Raw genomic sequence first — 18,218 nt, 5'->3', positions numbered from 1 at the left:
GTATCGCCGCTCAGACCTCGCGCTTTGTCGCGAAAGGCGCATACCTGTGGGTCGTCACGTCCTTGCGGAAAACGACGCCTGGAAAACCCGTGTTACAAGGGTCGTCATGACGACATCCTTCGACATCATTGCAAGACTCTCCGAACAGGAACTGCTCGATCATTTCGAGAACCTCGTCGCTCGCGACCGTCGAACGACCGCGGCGCTCCTCGTCGCGATCGCCGAAATCGACGAGCGCAAGCTGTGGGCCAGGCATGCCTGCTCCTCCATGTTCAGCTTCTGCATGGAGCGTTTCCACATGTCGGAGCAGGTAACTGCCAAGCGGCTCTGGGCTGCGCGCACGGCGCGTCGCTTTCCGGTCGTCCTCGACCTGGTCGCGCGCGGCGAGCTGCATCTGAGCGCGATCCATCTGCTTGCAAGACATCTGACCACCGAGAACCACCTGCGAGTACTCGAGCGCGCCAGGCACAAGAGCTCGCGTGAGGTCGAGCGACTGGTTGCCGAGCTGGCGCCGCGAGCGGATGTGGCGTCGCGTGTTCGGGCGATGCCCGGGCGTCGCGGTGCGGGCGCGGCGAACATTGGGCCGGCGGTGGCGGCGCCAACGTTGGACGGCGGGACTTCGCCGGGTCACGAGGATGCCGGCGGTGCGAACGCTCAGCCGGCGGTCTTGGGCGACGGAGCTTCGCCGGATTGCGAAGAGGCCGGCGGTGCGACCGATCGGCCCGCTTCGACAGAGCGCGAGTCGGTCGGCTGCGCGAGCGATCGGTGCACTTCGACAGACCGCGAGTCGGTCGGTTGTTCGAGTAATCGGCCGGACTCGCCGGACTCCGCGGTCGTCGGCCTCGCGAACGCTCCACGGTCAGCGAAGCCGATCGTTCCGCTCAGCCCGCGTCGTTACAAGATCGAGATCACCATAGACGAAGAAACGCACGACAAGCTCCGGTCGCTGCAGGATCTGCTGGGCCGCTCGGCGACGGGTCGCGACGCGGCCGCGATCATCAGTCGTGCGATCGACGTGCTGCTCGTCCGGACACTCGCGCGCAAGGCAGGCTCGACCGATCGACCGAAATCGACGACGTCTCCGAAAGAAAAATGCACCGATCGACCGGGGTCGACCACGTCGACGAACGCGGAATGCCCCGATCGTCCCGCCGCAACGCCCACCGCCGATACGACGGAATCGCAGCGAGGACAGCGATCGCGCACCATCCCCGCGGCCGTGCGGCGCGAAGTATGGCAACGCGACTCCGGACGTTGCTGCTACGTAGACGGCCGAGGACGTCGCTGCCGCGAAACGGGCAACATCGAGTTCCACCACAAAGCTCCCTTCGCGATGGGCGGACCTCCTACGCCCGGGAACATCGAGCTGCGCTGCGCCGCACACAACCAGTATCAGGCCGACCTCGACTTCGGCCGCGACTTCATGGATGCGAAGCGCGGCAATCTCGCCGATGCGCGAACATTCCCCGCGGAATGTCGTGCCGTCGACCGCCAGGCGATGGCGGCCGCGCCGTGAAGACGTCGTCGGGGATCGCGCTCCGCTCGGGCCCCCGTGCACCCACGCAAGCTCGCGAAGAGCCCTTTTTTATTTCCCTTGGAATTTCGGGGGTCGTTTTTCGAAGAAGGCGGCGAGGCCTTCTTTGGCGTCGGCGGTCGCGCCCATCGAGGCGATGCCGATGGTTTCGAGCTCCATCTGTGTTTCGAGGCCGTGGTCGTAGGTGCCGAGCAGAAGTCGCTTCACGGCGCCGTGCGCACGCGTCGGACCGGCGGCGAGCTCGCGGGCGATCTTTCGCGCTTCGTCGTCGAGGCGCTCGTGCGCGACCACGTACTCGACGAGACCGAGCTCGTGCGCTTCGGTTGCGCCGAGCACGCGGTTGCGAAGCATCAGCTCGCGCGCGCGTCCGATGCCGATTCGACGCGGAAGCACGAACGTGGACGCGCCGTCGGGCACCAGGCCGATGCGTGTATACGCCATCGTGAAGCGCGCGTTCTCGGACGCGATGACGATGTCGGCCGAGCACGCGAGGCTCATGCCTCCGCCGGCGGCTGTTCCGCCGACCGCCGCGATGACCGGCGGGTCCATGCGCGAGAAGCGCGAGATCGCGGTATGCAGTCCCTGCGTGACGCGCTTCAGCAGCGCAGGCAGATCGTCGCCGGCGTCGCGAAAGCTGCGCACGTCGCCGCCCGCACAGAACATCGGGCCTTCGGCGCGAAACAGCACCGCGCGAATCTCGTCCGACTGGTCGCAGACGAGCGCAAGCTCGGCGAGCTCCTGGGAACAGATGAGGTCAATTGCGTTGGCACCTTCGGGCCGCGCGAAAGTGATCTCGGCGACGCCGTCGGCAATCTCGAGGCGGAAACGCTGGTAGTCCATGCGCGACTGCTAGCGGGAAATTCCGGCAATGCGAAGCGTCGGAAATCGCTGCGCGGCTCACGGAAGGCGTTGCGCCGCTCACCGAAGTCGCTGCGCCGCTCGCGCAAATCACTGCGCCGCTCGCGAAGATCGCGGCGCCGCTCCCGGACCGGTTACTGGTCGACCGTGCCGTCCCAGTATTTCTTCGCAAGCGCGGCGGCGTTGCGGCCGATGTCGTAGCCGAGGATGCGCCCGGTGAAGTCGTCGGCACGGATGTGAATGCCGCCGTACAGACGCGACAGTCCGGCTTCGTCGGCGGCGTCCTGATACGTGGCCCACTCCAGTGTCACGTCCGTGGTCGGACCATCTTCGAACGTGAGGAACTGATGGGCCGCCGCATGGAATTCGGCAAGACCGCCCGGGAAGAACGGCGTGCCGGTGATCTGCGTCATTGCTTCGGCGGCCGAGCGGCTGAACGTGCTGTGGCCGGAAAAGTAGCCGGCGAATGCCGGCGTGACGAACGTATCTTTCTGGTACGGCACCCAGTCGATGCCGAGGATCCATCCGACGCCGCCGGTCTCCACGTCGGGATGCTCGGGATTTCCAAGCCATGCTCGGATCGCAATTTCGCCGACGTGCTCGGCCAGATGCGCGTGCCGTCCGCCGGGAGCTGCGCTCTCGCTGGTGATGACTTCGACGACGCCGTCCTCGAGCGGAATGCCGTTCGGATCGTACGACGGTCCGTCCGGATTCGACGATTGTCCGAGTGCGGCCATGTAGCGGATCATCGAGATCGGTCGCGCCGAATCGTAGATGCCCTTGTTTCCCCACGCCGAGATCGCCGCGTCGTGCACCGCGCCGTTGATCGCGAGATACACCTTGACGTCCCACTGGAGGTTGTCGAGGACATCGCCGGTGCCGCCGAGCCTCTTCTCGAAGAGCGGATGATCGGCGACGTAATCGGCGATCACGTTCCAGTGCCCGGGCGGCGTTTCCGAATCGGGACCATCGGCCCAGAACTCCGCCAGCACGCGCGCCCAGTCGGCGCGCTTGACCACCTGCGGCGCGTACGGCTGGCCGGTTGCCGGATTGAGCGGATGACCTGTGCCGTTGTTGGTGCCGAGGTCGCTGTTGCCTTTTGCGCCCGGCGAGATGTCGATCGCCACGCCGTCGGCCGGATCGAGCCGCGAGCTGTATCGCACGACTTCGAGAGCCGAGTTCTTGAACTCCTGATCGCCCTCGCCGCCGAGCTGCGGGGGCGGACCCGGATCGACGGGCACGAGCGCGAAACCTTTGACCTCGCCCCAGTGCGGACAGATGAACGTCTGCTTGGTGATCGGCAGCGGAATGCCGTTCTGTGTAACGGTGAACTTGAGCGACAGCGGCTGCCAGCGGTTCGGATCGACCATCGTCGCGCCGCTGAGGGCCGGGTAGAGCGGTTCGTTGACCGGCACGTAGCCGGAATCGTCGGCGTAGTTGTTCGCTTCGTTGGCACCGTCGCTTGCGCCGTACGCGATGACGGTGGCCGCAATGCGATTTCCGACGGCGGCCGGATTGTCCCCTTCCGTCGATGTGAAGCTACGGTCGAAACCGAGAGCGTCCATCGCGGCGTCGAGATGCGCCTGCGTTGCCACGTGTCCCGGGCCGACGACGAAGCGGTGCGTAAGGATGCGGTACGACGCGTAACTGATCGCAACGCTGCGCGCGGTGTAGACATCCGGGTCGATCTCGGGCTTTTCGGCGAACAGATACGGCGCCGCGCTGGTCTTGTGGTCGTACGCGACCCACGCGTCCCACATCGCGACCGACAGGTGGAAGAGGTTGCGGGCGTGCACGGTGGGCCGCGGGATGTCGAGGCGGATCGCGGCGAGCAGCTGCTCCATCCACAGGCGCGCGGCGCTCGGACAGCGCAGCGCGGACGGCGGCACGGCCTCGACCGCACGTTTGAGCACGACCAGCGCATCGCTCGCGTTGACTCCGTTGATGCCGCCGGTCGCGTCGCAGACCATGGCCGAGCAGCCGTCGTAGTTCTCGACGGCCGCGTTGAGGATCAGCAGCGCATCGCCGGCGCGGACGACACCGTCGCCGGACGCGTCGCCGCACTGGCGGATCGGCTCGAAGTCGGGCGGTATGGGAAGCGTCGTCGTGGTAGTCGCCGCGACCAGAGTCGTCGTCGTGGTTGCATCGGCGAGCGTCGTCGTCGTTGCGGGCTCGACGGTCGTCGTGGTTGCCTCGGTAACGGTCGTCGTCGTCAGCGGGACTCCGGCGATCGAGCGGCCGGGTGACGCAGTGGCTGCAAGCAGGGAGAGGACGACAGCCGCAAGCCCACGGGAGACTGCACGGAGATACGGGCGCCCGGGGCGGGCTGTCACGGATGGCATCCCACCCTTTTATCGGTGAAATCCGCCGAAGTCAGGCCGAAATCCGGGACAGACGCCGATTATCCGAAATCGGTGTCTGTCCCCGATTACCCGAAATCAGTGTCTGTCCCCGATTATTGGTTGCGGTCGGGCACCGAATGAGGAGCGGAGCTCAATCCTGGAGGGAAAACGGTGTGAAGTCGGTCTGGTTGTCGAACCAGTCTTCATTCTCTGCGCGTTTGAGGAAACCGACGATCGCATAGGTGACCGGCGTGTTGATCGCTTCCCATGACACCTTGAGCACGTAGTTGAACGCGATCGCCGACATCATCGTCGCCGGGTCCCACAGTCCCCAGAACGCGACCGGGTAGAAGATCAGGCTGTCGATCGCCTGTCCGGCTGCGGTCGAGCCGATCGTGCGCGTCCACAGGTACTTGCCCTGCGTCCAGACCTTCATCTTCGCGAGCACGAACGAGTTGAGGAAATCGCCGGCCCAGAACGCCAGCATCGAACCGGCAACGATGCGCCACGTGTTGCCGAAGACGGTGTGCAGCGCTGGGTCGATCACCGCATTGTACGGTTCATTGGGATCGGCCGGCATGCCGAGCACGATCTGGCTCATGATCGTCGCGAACAGCATCGCACCGAAGCCGGCCCAGATGACCTTGCGCGCACGCGCGTAGCCGTACACCTCGGTAAGAATGTCGCCGAAGATGTAGCTGATCGGGAAGAACAGATTGCCGGCGCCGAACGAGAATCCCCAGATCCGGCAGACCTTGCCCGGCCCGATGATGTTCGAGCACAGGAGCACGGTGACGAACGCCGCCATCACCAGGTCGTAGTACTTGTAGTGCCGTGGATTCTCGGCCTGCATCTACTGCGACTCTACTTTCGCGCTCTCGCGCTCAATTTACTCTGCGGGCGTCTGCAGGGCGGCTGCGGCCTCGAGGATTTCCGGGAGATGGTCTCCGAGGAAACCGGTCGACACGTTGTTGGTCACGTAGTCGGGGTGGCTGATCAGCGCCTTGAGGAACGGGATGTTGGTCGTCACGCCGTCGACGCGGTATTCGTCGAGCGCGGCGAGCAGGCGACGGCGCGCCGATTCACGATCGCCGGCCCAGACCGACAGCTTCGAGATCATCGAATCGTAGTACAGCGGGATCTGCCATCCGGTACGCACGCCCGAGTCGACGCGGATGCCGAGGCCGCGCGGCTCGACGAGCTGCTCGATCCTGCCCGGCGCCGGGCGGAACCCGGCGGCCGGATCCTCGGCGTAGATTCGCGCTTCGATCGCATGTCCGCGCGCGACCACATCGTCCTGCTTGATCCACATCGGCTCGCCGGCCGCGATGCGGATCTGCGCCTGCACGAGGTCGACGCCGTAGACCCATTCGGTCACCGGATGCTCGACCTGGATGCGGGTATTCATTTCGAGGAAGTAGATGTTGCGGTGCTTGTCGACCAGGAACTCGACGGTGCCGGCGTTGACGTACGCCACGCAGCGGGCCGCCGCAGTTGCCGCAGCGGCTAGGCGCGCCCGCAGCGCCGCGTCGACGTTGGCCGACGGCGCTTCCTCGATGACTTTCTGATGGCGACGCTGCAGCGAGCACTCGCGCTCGCCGAAATGCACGACGTTGCCGTAGCGGTCGGCGAGGATCTGCATCTCGATGTGGCGCGGATACTCGACGTAGCGCTCGATGAACACGCGCCCGTCGCCGAACGCGGACGTTGCCTCGCGGCCGGCGCTCTCGAGCGCTTCGGCGAGCTCGCCGATCTCGCGGACGATGCGCATGCCGCGGCCGCCGCCGCCGGCGGCAGCCTTGACGAGCAGCGGAAAGCCGATGCGGGTTGCCTGGGCCTCGAGCTCCTTGACGTCGCTCGGCGGCGCTTCGATCGCGGGCGTTACCGGAACGCCGACCGTGCGCACGAGCGCACGCGCTTCGGTCTTGTCGCCCATCGCCGCGATCGCCGACGGCGACGGGCCGATCAGCACGATGCCGGCGTCGGAGATCGCGCGCGCGAAATGGGCGTTCTCCGAAAGGAACCCGTAACCGGGGTGTATGGCGTCGGCGCCGACCGAATGCGCTGCCTGGATGATGTTGTCGATGCTCAGGTAGCTTTCGCGGCTCGGCGATTTGCCGACATGGACGGCTTCGTCGCACGCATGGACGTGCGGAGCGTCGGCGTCGGCGTCCGAATAAATGGCGACCGACTTTACGCCGAGCTCACGGCAGGCCTTGGCGACACGGATGGCGATCTCGCCGCGATTGGCGATCAGAACCTTGTGAAACATTCCCCTGCTCCCGCTTGGTTGCGACCGGACTCGTGCAGAAGCAGCCGGCCTGACCCGAAGTCGGCGAATACAATCTCAATTGTCTCCCGAATGCACGCGGAGCCGCAGGCGATGTGCCGCTCGTGCAGACGCCGAGCGACGAGAGCGTTCGCATTACGAGCCGGGCGTCGAGAAGGGTCCAGATGCAAGGCGGATTCCGGCGTAGAGAGGGAGTCGTACTTCCCGTACGTCGACCGAACGAAGCCGGAATCCAACGCAGCAGATGGGCCCTTATCGACGTCCGGCCCCACGAATCAGCCGATGCCCCAGCGCCGGCACGTATCGTCGTCGTCGCAGCGCCAGACGCGTGTGTGAATGTCTTCGATCAGGTCCTGGTCGTTCAGGATGATGTTGCGCGCGCGTCGGTCGGCCGACTCCGGTCCTTTCTCGAGCACGGACTCCATGATGACTCGCCGCTGCTCGCGGATGGCCGCTTTCTTCCTGCGCTTCGGCCCGAGCAGCGAGCGATGCACGGCGTTCATCGCGGGATCGGCGACGGCCATCACGAAACCGTCGGACCAGGCTTCGGGCCGCAGGACCGCGGACGCGCAGGCCGCGGCGATGTTGGCATCGACTTCGTCGAGCTCGCGCGGCGGCTGGACTTCCTCGGGAATCACGAAAAAGCCCATGCGGCGCACCCAGTCGCCGAGCTCGATCTTGCTGACCAGCACCGAAACAGGAATCGAAAGGATGAGCGCGCCGACGACCGGCGTCACCCACCAGAAATACGCGGGGCTGAGCCAGAACAGGAGCCCTGCCCAGATGCACGCGAAGATCGTATCGGCGCCGTGGTGCGTGATCGCTTCGGTCCAGCTGGTCTCGGCGTCCTCGCGCGGAGACGACTTCCATCCGACCGTGCGTCCCATCAGGTTCGTGATGACGAAGCGGGTGTGGAACACCATGCGGATCGGCGCGAACAGGCTCGACAGGATGATCTCGATCGGCACGCTGATCAGCACCCGCGTCGCGCCTCCGAACATCCGCGCCTGGCCGCGAAACAGAATGAGCAGGATGCTCAGCACTTTCGGCAGGAACAGCACGACGCCGGTCACCGCCAGCAGCATGATCGCCCAGTCCGGTCGCCAAACCGGCCACTGCGGGAACAGGCTTCGTCCGTCGGGGAAATAGTGCGTCTCGGCGAGCGCGTGGTGAATCGCTTCGGCGGTGCTCAGCAGCAGGAAGCTGAACCACAGCAGCGCCGAGACGTACGAGAGCGCGCCGTTCAGAAACAGCGCGCGGTGCGCGCCGAAGAGCCCTTCGGTGAACAGCAGGCGCACGTGCTGGAGGTTTCCCTGGCACCAGCGCCGGTCGCGCTTCATCTCTTCGAGCATCGACGACGGCGTCTCTTCGAAGCTTCCGGGCAGATCGTACGCGAGCCAGATCGACCAACCCGCGCGGCCCATCAGCGCGGCTTCGACGAAGTCGTGGCTCAGGATGTCGCCGCCGAGCGGCGGTTTTCCGGGAAGCGGCGGCAGCCCGCAATGCTGCATGAACGGCGCGATGCGGATGATCGTGTTGTGGCCCCAGTACTGACCGTCGCCGAGCTGCCAGTAGTGGAGGCCTGCGGTGAACATCGGCCCGTACGCGCGTCCCGAGAACTGCTGCACGCGGCCGAAGATCGACCGGCGGTAGACGGCGGACGGAGCGGTCTGGATCATGCCGGCGGCCGGATGCGCTTCCATCAGCTGCACCAGGCGTTCGAGGCTCTCGCCGCTCATCACCGAATCGGCGTCGAGCATGATCATGTAGCGGTACTTCCTGCCCCAGCGCCGGCAGAAGTCGGCGACGTTGCCGCTCTTTCTCTTGAGGCGGATCCGGCGGCGCCGGTAGAAGATGCGGCCGAAGCCGCCGGTCTCCCGGCACCAGCGCAGCCACGCTTCTTCCTCGCGGATGCCGGTTTCGGGCGTCGCACTGTCGCTGATCACGAAGAAGTCGAAGCGGTGTCCGCTCGGCGTGCGATCGACCGACTGCTGGATCGCGCGCAGCCCGGCGAACACGCGCTCGACCGGCTCTTCGCAGATCGGCATCACGATGGCCGTGCGCGCGGACTCGTCGATCGGCGCGTACTGCTGCCCCTTCGGCAGATGCATGATCTTGAAGCGCTCTTCGCGCCGAAGCAGCGTGTAGAAACCGTAGAGCGCCGTCCAGAAGCCGATCGAGATCCACGCGAACAGCAGGCCGAAGAACACGACGATGAGCATCTCCATCGTGTTGCCGCCTTTTTCCGGCAGCACGCTCATCATCAGCCAGCTCGCGAGGATGCTCGGCACCAATACCAGCGTGCTCAGGATTCGCCGCCGGCGTGCGGCGCGCCGCGTCCACGGGAGCCAGCGCCGCTGGCGCCGGGCCGAGCCGCCGGGCTTGCTGTCGCCTTCGTCCGCGGCCTCCGGTGTTTCGTGCTCCTCGGGAACCGCTTCGACGTCGGCGCGCGCCTTGGCCACCTGCGGCCGGAAGAAGCGGCGCTCGAGCTTTGCACGCGGCATCGAGCCGCGAAGGATCGGAGGCATCGATGCAACCGGCGCAGACGTCGCGCTGGAATCGCCCGTGCGCCCGGCGGCTGCAGCGACGCGCCACGCCGTGAACGGATCGAGGTCGGCGCACCCGGCCGCCGTCGCGCGCGGGTAACGCTCGACGACGATCTCGCGCATTGCGCGCAGCGCTTCGGAGTACGCATCGCCACCGGCTTCCCAGCTCTCGCGCTCGACGGCGCGCGAGATCGCATCCTGCGCGATCTCTGCGCTCGTCTTCTCGTCGACACCGAGATGCGACAGGTACTCGACCGAGCGCCGGTACGCGCGTCGCCAGTCGTGAAGGAGCCTTTCGGGAGCAGCGGCGAGGGCTTCCGAGACGGCGCGTGTGGCCGAAGGGGATCTGCCCGTCGCGGTCGTCGTCATGGGATCATCGAGTACGACCAGGTCTCGGTCAGCGCGCTGCCGGCCTTGTCGAGATACGCACGGACCTCGATCGGAGCCCTGCCGACGGGCGCGACCTCGAAGCCGAGCCGCCATCCGCCGGTTGCGGGATTCTTGATCACGTACTGCGAGGCGACTTTCGCATTGTCGTCTCCGCTGATGCTGACGACCGCGCGCAGCACGTCGTCGGCGGGAATCTTCTCGAGCTGCTTGCCCTGAAAGTCGACGACGAAGCGCTGGCCTCCGTTCCTCGGGTCGCGCTCGCGGCGCGTTGCGGTCACGCGCCCGGCCGGAGGCCGCAGCGGGTCATCGCCGAACGCATTGATGCGGTACGCGAACGTGAACGGTTCGCTGATCGGCGGCACGTGGTCCGGCACCCAGTAGACGTTGATGTTGTCGTGGATGTCCTTGTCGGTCGGGATCTCGACGATCTCGACGCGGCCCGGCCCCCACTGGCCTTTGGGCGTGATCCAGTCGCTCGGCCGCTTCTCCTGCATGGTCTCGAGATCCTGGTAGTTGTGAAAATCGCGGTCGCGCTGCAGCAGGCCGAACCCTCGCGGGTTGGTCATCTCGTAGCTGTGAACCTGCAGCGTCTCGGGATTGTCGAGCGGCCGCCACAGCCATTCGCCGGTGTCGGAGTACAGCAGGATTCCGTCCGAGTCGTGGACCTCGGGCCGGTAGTTGTCGAAGCATCGCGTCGAGTTCTCGCCGAACAGGAACATGCTCGTCATCGGCGCGATGCCGAGCTTGGCGATTTCCTTGCGCCGGTAAAGACGCGCTTCGACGTCGACGATGGTCTGCGTGCCGGGATAGATCACGAAGCGGTACGCACCGGCGACGCTCGGACTGTCGAGAAGCGCAAAGACCTCGACTTCGGTCGCGCCCTTGGCGGGCCGCACGAGCCAGAATTCCTTGAACCACGGAAACTCTTCGCCCGACGGCGCGGCGGTATCGATCGCGAGGCCGCGCGAGGACAGTCCGAACCCCTGGTCTTTTCCGATCGCGCGGAAATACGTCGCGCCGAGAAAGACGATGACCTCGTCCTTGTAGGCGGGAGCCTTGATCGGATAGTGCAGTCGGAATCCGGCGAAGCCGAGATCCTGCGGCACGCGGCTGCCGATGTCGTTCCTGCCGTAGTCGAAAAGGCCGGGCGAGAACGTGACCGGATGCACGCCGGTCGAATCGACTTCGTTCAGCGTGACGATGCGGTTGTAGTACAGGCCGGGGTGAAAGAACTGCACTTCGAACGGCAGGTCCTTGTCGCGCCACAGCGCGCGCTCGGGCCGGAAACGGATGTCGCGCCACTGGTCGTAGCTCAGCTCCTCGAGCCAGGACGGCACGGTGGCGACGGGATCCTGAAACGGCTGGGAGGCAAGCGAGCTCGCCTTCCTGGCAACGTCGTCGAGGCTGAACGCGCCGGCCGGCGACGCGGCGAGCAGCGGGCAGAGCAGCACCGGCAGGACGGCAAGCGCGGCCGACCGGAACCGTGCGGCGTATGCGGCGGTATTCCGGGAACGCTCCGACCCTCGTCGTGACATCGACTGTTGCATCTCGGTGTGTCGGCTCCTTGATCGGGCCTGCAGCGGGTGTGGCGCGGTTCGCCCGACAGCGCCCGTTGCCACAGCCGCGCGATTATTGAGGAACCGGCCCGGGGTCACAAGGAAACGCACTCAATCGTGGGCCTTGGCGCTGTGGTTCGCGCTGCGGTTGCCGCTGCGGAGATTGAGCGCCTCGACGAATACCGAGAAGCCCATCGCGAAGTAGATGTAGCCTTTCGGGATGTGCTGATCGAAGCCGTCCGCGACGAGCGCCGTGCCGATCAGCAGCAGGAAGCTGAGCGCAAGCATCTTGATGGTCGGGTGACGTTCGACAAATTCCCCGATCGCCCCGGCGAAGACCATCATGAACGCGACCGCCGCGACGACGGCAGTCACCATGACTGCGATCTCGTTGGCCATGCCGACCGCCGTGATCACCGAGTCGAGCGAGAAGACGATGTCGAGAATCAGAATCTGGGCGAGGGTACCGAGGAAGCTCGCGCGTCCGGCGCCGCCGACCATCTTCGGGTCTTCCATCTTGTGATGGATCTCGTAGGTCGACTTTCCGATCAGGAACAGACCGCCGACGATCAGGATCAGGTCGCGCCCCGAGATCTCCGTGACCAGCAGCGTGAAGAGCGGCGCCGTCAGGCTCATCACCCAGCCCAAGGCGAGAAGCAGGCCGATGCGAAGGAACATCGCGAGGCCGAGGCCGATGAAGCGCGCCTTCGCGCGTTCTTCTTCCGGAAGCTTGCCGGCAAGGATCGCAAGGAAGACGACGTTGTCGATGCCGAGCACGATCTCGAGCGACGTCAGCGTCAGAAGCGCGACCCACGATTCGGGTTCAAAGATCCAGTGCATACGGTTTGGGGTTGGCTCGAGGTTCCCGCGTAACGATCGCGGGTTCGATCGCACGATGTCGCGAAAACCGGGACAGGTACAGTTCTCGCGTGCGACTATCGCCAGGGTGGGCAAAAAAGCGGGCCGGTCGCGGCTTTGGTTTGAACGGTGGTGGGAGGTTGGGTACTCGCGGCAGGCGATGTTCGCACGCCCGAGCTTCCCGTCCGCGCCGGTCCCGGCCGGGCTTTTCCTGTGCCTCGCAGTCCCCGTGCTGCTGGCGGCGGCGTCCCCGGCGCTGGCCGCGCGTTCGGATGGAATCGATTCGTCGATCCTCGCTCCCGGTCTGGTGCAGGCCAACGAAGCGATCCTGCGGCTGGAGCGCCTCGTCGACGAAGCCGAAGCGATCGGCACCGCCATGTTTCGCGTGCACAACGAATTCGGCCAGAAGCGCGCGCTGACCAAGGAGCCGCCCGACTGCAAGACCGACTGGCTGCTCGACCTCGGCGCGCGTACGCGCGAGCTCGGGCGGGCCTTTCGCGATGCGGTGCAGAGCGCGCGCGTCCAGGGACGCCGCATCGAAAACCTGACCGTCGAGCCGACCGTGCAGCCGCTGCTCGATCCGGAGACCAGCCACAAGATCAGCACTCTGCTGTCGCGGGTCGACGACCTCGTGCGGCAATATCCGGAAACCTCGTCGTGGCAGGAGCATTACGTCGAGCCGCTGCTTCACGGCTGCGAGCCTGCACTGGTGCCGGCTTCGGGATTTCCCGATCCTGCGCCGGCCGCGCTCGTGACCGAGTCGAGATTCGACTCTCCGCTCGCGCGCAAGCGCGCTCCGCTGATTGCGATCATCGCGTTCGGCGGCGGGTTTCTCTGCCCGGGAGCGGTTCCCGTCGAAGGCGTGATGCTCGTATCCGGCGCGATCTGTTATTCGGACGACGACGCGTGCGGCTGCGAGCCTGCCGACGTCGCACCCGGAACGGTTCTGGGTCCGCCGCCACCGCCGCCGCCCGCGCCGGCACCCGAAGAGGCCGAGGGGGCTTTGCCTGCGACTGGAGCTGCTGCCGGCAAGACGGCCGGTGCAGCGGCAGCGCGCGCCGGCGCCGCAGGAGCAGGCGCAGGTACAGGTGCAACGGCTCGCGGCGCAGACAAATCGGCGCCGGCAGCTGGTCGCGCTCCGGACAAAGCCGCGGCGGGACCTGCGGCGGGTCGCGCTTCCGATGCGCGCGCGGCTGCACCGGCAACCGGTCGCGCTTCCGACAAAGGAGTGCCGGCGCCCACGACCGGTCGCGCTTCCGATGCGCGTGCGGCTTCGCCGGCAAGCGGTCGTGTCCCGGGCAACGGCGCATCTCCGCCTGCAGCGCGCGCTCCGGAAACAGGGGGCTCGGTGCCGGCGGCGCGCGTTCCATTCGGAGAAGTCGCTCCACCTGCAGTACGAGCTCCTGACAGAGGAGCTCCCGCTCCGCCTGCGCGATCCTCGGGCGGAGCAGTGGCGGCGCCGCCTGCACGCGTCCCGGCGAAGTCTATGGAGAGCGGCGTGGCGCCCGCTCCTCCGCCTCCGCGCTCTGTCGATGGCAGAGTCATTCCTGCGCCGCCCGTGCGCGCACCGGAACCGCCAGCCCGGCCTTCGGGCAAACCTGCTTCGCCAGGTCGCGGCGGCGATGACGACGAAGCTCCGTTCTGAGATCCGGAAGCCGATGATCCGGAAGCCTTGGCGGTCGCTCCGGCCACCACGCGCGGTCCCGATACGAACGCCGGATCGGCAAACTGAAGCCGCTCTCGCGCCTGGATCGCCTCCTCGGTGCGTCCGAGCCTCTCGAGCAGATTGACCTCGAGCACGATCGCTTCGGCAAGAAACCGGTCCTCGCGCAGGATCGCCTGCACATCGGCGAGAGCCTGCGTGGGATTGCTCTGTCCGAGCAGCTTCGCGGCCAGCAGCCGCGCATCGGTCTCACCGAGATTCAGCAGCGCAGGCGGTACACTACGCGGTTCTTTCTCGAGTACCGCGCGAATCCGAAGCCGCTGCGCGAGCGAATCGCTTCCGACGAGTGCGGCCTGCCTGGCGGCTTCGTCGAAACGCCCGATCCCGGCACCGATCGCGATCATCATCTGCTTGGCCTCGGCCGATGCGCCGCGCGCCTCGAGCTTCGGGAGAAGCTCGAAAGCTTCCTCGAAGCGGCCGTCGCGCAGGCGAAGGGCGATATGGCGGCGCACCGGCTCGGGATCGTACTCGGCTGCCGTCTCCCATTCGGAGATCAGTTTTTCGTAGTCGGGCCCCGGCCCGATCTTGTCTGCGATGCCGACGCGAAGCCGTGCGATTTCGGGATCGTGGTCGAAGCGGTCGGGAAGCTCGTCGATCACGCCCTGGGCTTCCCTGGCCATGCCGCTTGCTAGGTAGGTTTCGACGCGTGGGATCACGAAACGGCTGTCGTCGGGCCAGCGCGCGTCGAGCTCGTCCCAGGATTTGCGCGCGTCGGCCCACTGGCCTGCGGCTGCAAATGCCGCCGCACTGGCGGCCTGGTAGACGAAGCGATCGGGCGTGTTTTCGCGGGCGCGCTCGAATGCACGGACGGCGACACCCTGGTGCCCGATGTCGAGCGCGCGGCGCGCCATGATGTAGTGCGCCATCGACAGCGAAGGGTCGATCAGCACGACACGCGCGAGCGGATCCTTGCCCGGGATGCCGCGTTCTTCCGGGTTGACCGGATCGACCATCCCGTACCACGACGCCGCGGCGCGCCCGAGCACCAGGACCGCATAGCGATCGTGCGACAGCGGCTTCGACCACGCCTCGACCAGCCCGGCGGGAACCGGAGCGTGGATCTGTCCGGCCGTCCATACGAGCAGCTCGGTGATCGCACCTTCGGGAAGCTCGCGCGGACCCGAAGCCGACGCGCCTTTGCACGGACCGCTCGACGGACACAGGCGCAGCACGATCTGCAGCGCGTCGCGGTCGTAGCCGAACGAGAACTTCGCGGTCCAATGCTTGGATGCGCCGGTCAGCCAGCGGTCGATTCCGGGCGGAGGCCCGTGCTGGTCGTAATGCGGCACGACGCCGCTGAGATCGGCGAGACCCGTTTCGTACAGCGCGACCACGATGCCCGCGACTTCGTGCGCGTAACGGTGCCCCCCGAAATCCTGGATCGGCTCGATGCGGATCTCGGACGCCGCCGGGTAGACGTCCTCCTCCGACGGAGTCCACACATCGTCGAGCGGATTTTTCGGTGCAGGAGTGCCGGATCGGCAACCCGTCACTGCTATAAGAAACAAGATGGCGAACGACGATATCGCGAACGACGAAACCCAGCCGGTGCTGCCCGCAAAGAAGCCGAAGAAGAAGGTACGGCTGAGACGGACGCGCCGCTTCCTGCGAGGGGTGCTACTCATCTGCATGATCGCCGGCGTCGCCGGTGCAGTATGGGGCTCGCGCTGGTTCGATCAAAACGTCCTGTCGACACTTCCCGAAAATCTCGCGCACGTGCAGGCGTACAGGCCGCCGTCGAACTGCGTGATCTACGATGCGGCCGGCACTCCCGTCGACGAATTTTATGTCGAGCGCCGCATCTGGGTTCCGATCAAGGACCTTCCCGACCACATCTGGCAGGCGTTCGTTGCTGCCGAAGACCGCAGGTTTTTTACTCACCGGGGTGTCGACCCCGCCGGCATCCTGCGCGCGCTCGCGAGCAACTATTTCAAAGGCGGCGTGCATCAGGGCGGCTCGACGATCACGCAGCAGATCGTCAAGAATCTTCTCGTCGGAAAAGAGCGAAGCTACATCCGCAAGATGCGCGAAGCCGTGCTCGCGATGCGTCTCGAGCGCGAGCTGACCAAGAAGGAGCTGCTCGAGCTCTACATCAACTACGTCTACCTCGGCTCGGGAAATTACGGAGTTGAAGCCGCTGCCCTCGACTACTTCGGCAAGCCCGCGGCCGAGCTCGATGCCGGCCAGGCGGCGATGCTTGCCGGCCTCGTGCCGGCGCCGACGCGATATTCGCCTCACAAACATCCCGAGAGTGCCCTCGCACGCAGGAGCTACGTGCTCGGCCGCATGGTCGAGGAAGGATACATCACGCTCGGAGACGCTCGCACTTTCGCACAGGAGCCGGTGGTTCTTCCGATCGAGAAACCCACGCGCACCGACGTCGGCCTGGCGTACCTGACCGAAGTCCGTCGCGAGATCCGCCGCCTGTTCGGCAGCGACACTCCGCTGGCCCAGGGTTTCCACGTCTACACGCCGCTCGATCTTACGACGCAGGCCACGGCCGAAACCGCGGTGCGCGATGCGCTGCATGCCGTGGACGATCGGCGCGGGCGACGCGGCGTCGTCGAGCACCTCGGAGGCGAGACGCAGCGCCAGGCGTTTCTCGCGCGCGCTGCCGGGCTCCAGCGCATTGCCTCGCCGGAATCGCTCGATGCCCCGGGCGACCGCGAAACCGAGGAAGCCGCGCTTGCCGCAAAGGCCGAGGAGGCTCGCAAGCTCGCCGAAGCCGCGGCGAAAAAGCCGGGCCAGAACATCAAGAAGGGTGCGGCGAAGCCTGCCGCTCCGCTACCGATACCGGCGATCCCGCCGGTCGCGAGGCCGCGGCCCGACGACTGTTTCGAAGCGATGGTCGGCAAGCGCGGTCTCGACGATCTCCAGGCCGGACCGTTCTCGTTCGCGCTCGTCAAAGGCGATCGCTCGGTGACCGTACGCGGGACCGACGGCAAGAGCCGGCACATGCTGTCGTCGGTTGCCGGCACCGGCGACGTGCTCAAGGTCTGCTTGATCGACGACAAGTCCGTCAGGCTCGATCCCAAGCCGTGGGCAGAAGGCGCTTCGGTCGTGATCGACAACGCGACCGGACGCGTGCGTGCGCTGGTCGGCGGATACCATGACGTGCTCGAAGGCTTCGTGCGCGCCACGCAGGCGCGGCGCCAGCCGGGCAGCAGCTTCAAGCCGTTCGTCTATGCGACCGCGCTCAAGTCCGGAAAGAACCAGCTCGACATCGTGCACGACGCGCCGATCTCGCTGCCGGGCGGCAACGGCAAGATCTGGTCGCCGGCCAACTACGAGGACAAGTATTACGGCAATCTGCCGATGCGCAACGCGCTCGCGAAGAGCCTGAACACCGTCTCGGTGCGCTTCGTGAAGGAGCTCGGTCCGAGGCGCGTGGTCGAAACGGCGCGCGCAATGGGCGTGCGCACGCCGCTTCGTGCCGACATGTCGATCGCGCTCGGCAGCAGCGAAGTGACGCCCATGGATCTCGCGATCGCCTACACGACGATCGCGCGCATGGGCGCGCCGACCGAGCCGGTCATGATCGACTCGATCCGCGACCAGGCGGGAAAGCTTCTCGGCGTGGCCGGCGGCAACGTCGTCGTCGACGGAGAGACGGTCGGAAAGCTTCCGGGTGCGCCGCAGCCGCGCGCGCTTCCGGCCGGAATCGCCTACGAGCTCGCCGACATGATGCGCGAGCCGATCAAGACAGGGACGGCGAAGCGCGCATTCAAGGAAGGCTACGATCGCGCCGGCAAGACCGGCACGACCAACGAATGCGTCGATGCGTGGTTCGTCGGGTTCGACGCCAATCACACCATTGCGGTCTGGGTCGGATCGGACGGTCCGGAAAGCATCGGTCCGAAGGAAACCGGCGGCGTCACTTCGCTGCCGGCGTGGATGAAGATCATGGACAGCCTCGAGCCGACCGTGCCGCCGCGCATCGGGATTCCGGACGAGGCGGTGCTCGTCAAGATCGGCGAGGGCTGGTTCGGATTTCCGCGCGGGCAGATCCCGGCGAAGTATCTCGACCGCGACGCCGCGTCGACGCGGCGCGAGCCGCTGCCGCGGTTTCCTGCGGACGGCTGATCCATCCGCTCGCAGGCTTGCTCGGTCAGATCGCAGGC

12 protein-coding genes are annotated in these 18,218 nt (G+C 66.3%); 2 read left to right on the top strand and 10 right to left on the bottom strand.

Annotated features, from left to right (window positions below):
- The first annotated feature begins 106 nt into the window (after positions 1-106).
- Positions 107-1,516 (top strand): hypothetical protein, encoded by a 1,410-nt coding sequence (locus VN634_14840; GenBank protein HXC52161.1) that lies wholly within the window; start codon positions 107-109, stop codon positions 1,514-1,516.
- A 69-nt stretch (positions 1,517-1,585) separates the two neighbouring features.
- Here VN634_14840 and VN634_14835 read toward each other — a convergent pair whose 3' ends face one another.
- From VN634_14835 to VN634_14790, 10 genes are all read right to left on the bottom strand, one after another.
- Entirely contained in the window at positions 1,586-2,374 is a 789-nt protein-coding gene (locus VN634_14835; protein HXC52160.1) for an enoyl-CoA hydratase-related protein, read from the bottom strand.
- Between the two features lie 152 nt (positions 2,375-2,526).
- On the bottom strand, positions 2,527-4,725 hold the full coding sequence (locus VN634_14830; GenBank protein ID HXC52159.1) for a vanadium-dependent haloperoxidase: 2,199 nt from the start codon (positions 4,723-4,725) through the stop codon (positions 2,527-2,529).
- Between the two features lie 160 nt (positions 4,726-4,885).
- Complete coding sequence (locus VN634_14825) at positions 4,886-5,587, bottom strand: queuosine precursor transporter (protein ID HXC52158.1); 702 nt, start codon at positions 5,585-5,587, stop codon at positions 4,886-4,888.
- A 36-nt stretch (positions 5,588-5,623) separates the two neighbouring features.
- On the bottom strand, positions 5,624-7,006 hold the full coding sequence (locus tag VN634_14820) for an acetyl-CoA carboxylase biotin carboxylase subunit (protein ID HXC52157.1): 1,383 nt from the start codon (positions 7,004-7,006) through the stop codon (positions 5,624-5,626).
- 293 nt (positions 7,007-7,299) lie between these two features.
- Complete coding sequence (mdoH, locus tag VN634_14815) at positions 7,300-9,939, bottom strand: glucans biosynthesis glucosyltransferase MdoH (protein HXC52156.1); 2,640 nt, start codon at positions 9,937-9,939, stop codon at positions 7,300-7,302.
- The gene (locus VN634_14810) at positions 9,936-11,495 is read right to left on the bottom strand and encodes a glucan biosynthesis protein G (GenBank protein HXC52155.1); all 1,560 of its coding nucleotides are present in this window, start codon (positions 11,493-11,495) and stop codon (positions 9,936-9,938) included. Before VN634_14810 ends, mdoH begins: the two co-directional genes overlap by 4 nt.
- A 132-nt stretch (positions 11,496-11,627) precedes the next feature.
- Entirely contained in the window at positions 11,628-12,356 is a 729-nt protein-coding gene (locus tag VN634_14805) for a TerC family protein (GenBank protein HXC52154.1), read from the bottom strand.
- Entirely contained in the window at positions 12,340-13,065 is a 726-nt protein-coding gene (locus tag VN634_14800; GenBank protein ID HXC52153.1) for a hypothetical protein, read from the bottom strand. Before VN634_14800 ends, VN634_14805 begins: the two co-directional genes overlap by 17 nt.
- Entirely contained in the window at positions 13,062-13,187 is a 126-nt protein-coding gene (locus VN634_14795) for a hypothetical protein (GenBank protein HXC52152.1), read from the bottom strand. Before VN634_14795 ends, VN634_14800 begins: the two co-directional genes overlap by 4 nt.
- Positions 13,188-13,262: 75 nt before the next feature.
- On the bottom strand, positions 13,263-15,590 hold the full coding sequence (locus VN634_14790) for a hypothetical protein (protein ID HXC52151.1): 2,328 nt from the start codon (positions 15,588-15,590) through the stop codon (positions 13,263-13,265).
- Positions 15,591-15,606: 16 nt separating this feature from the next.
- On the opposite strand from VN634_14790, the gene VN634_14785 reads away from it, so the two are divergent.
- Positions 15,607-18,180, top strand: coding sequence for a PBP1A family penicillin-binding protein (locus VN634_14785; protein ID HXC52150.1), 2,574 nt, complete (start codon positions 15,607-15,609; stop codon positions 18,178-18,180).
- Positions 18,181-18,218: the final 38 nt, after the last annotated feature.

The sequence above is a fragment of the Candidatus Limnocylindrales bacterium genome, assembly GCA_035571835.1.
Classification (GTDB): Bacteria; Desulfobacterota; Binatia; order UBA1149; family CAITLU01; genus DATNBU01.
This window is presented reverse-complemented; position numbering and strand designations above follow the sequence as displayed.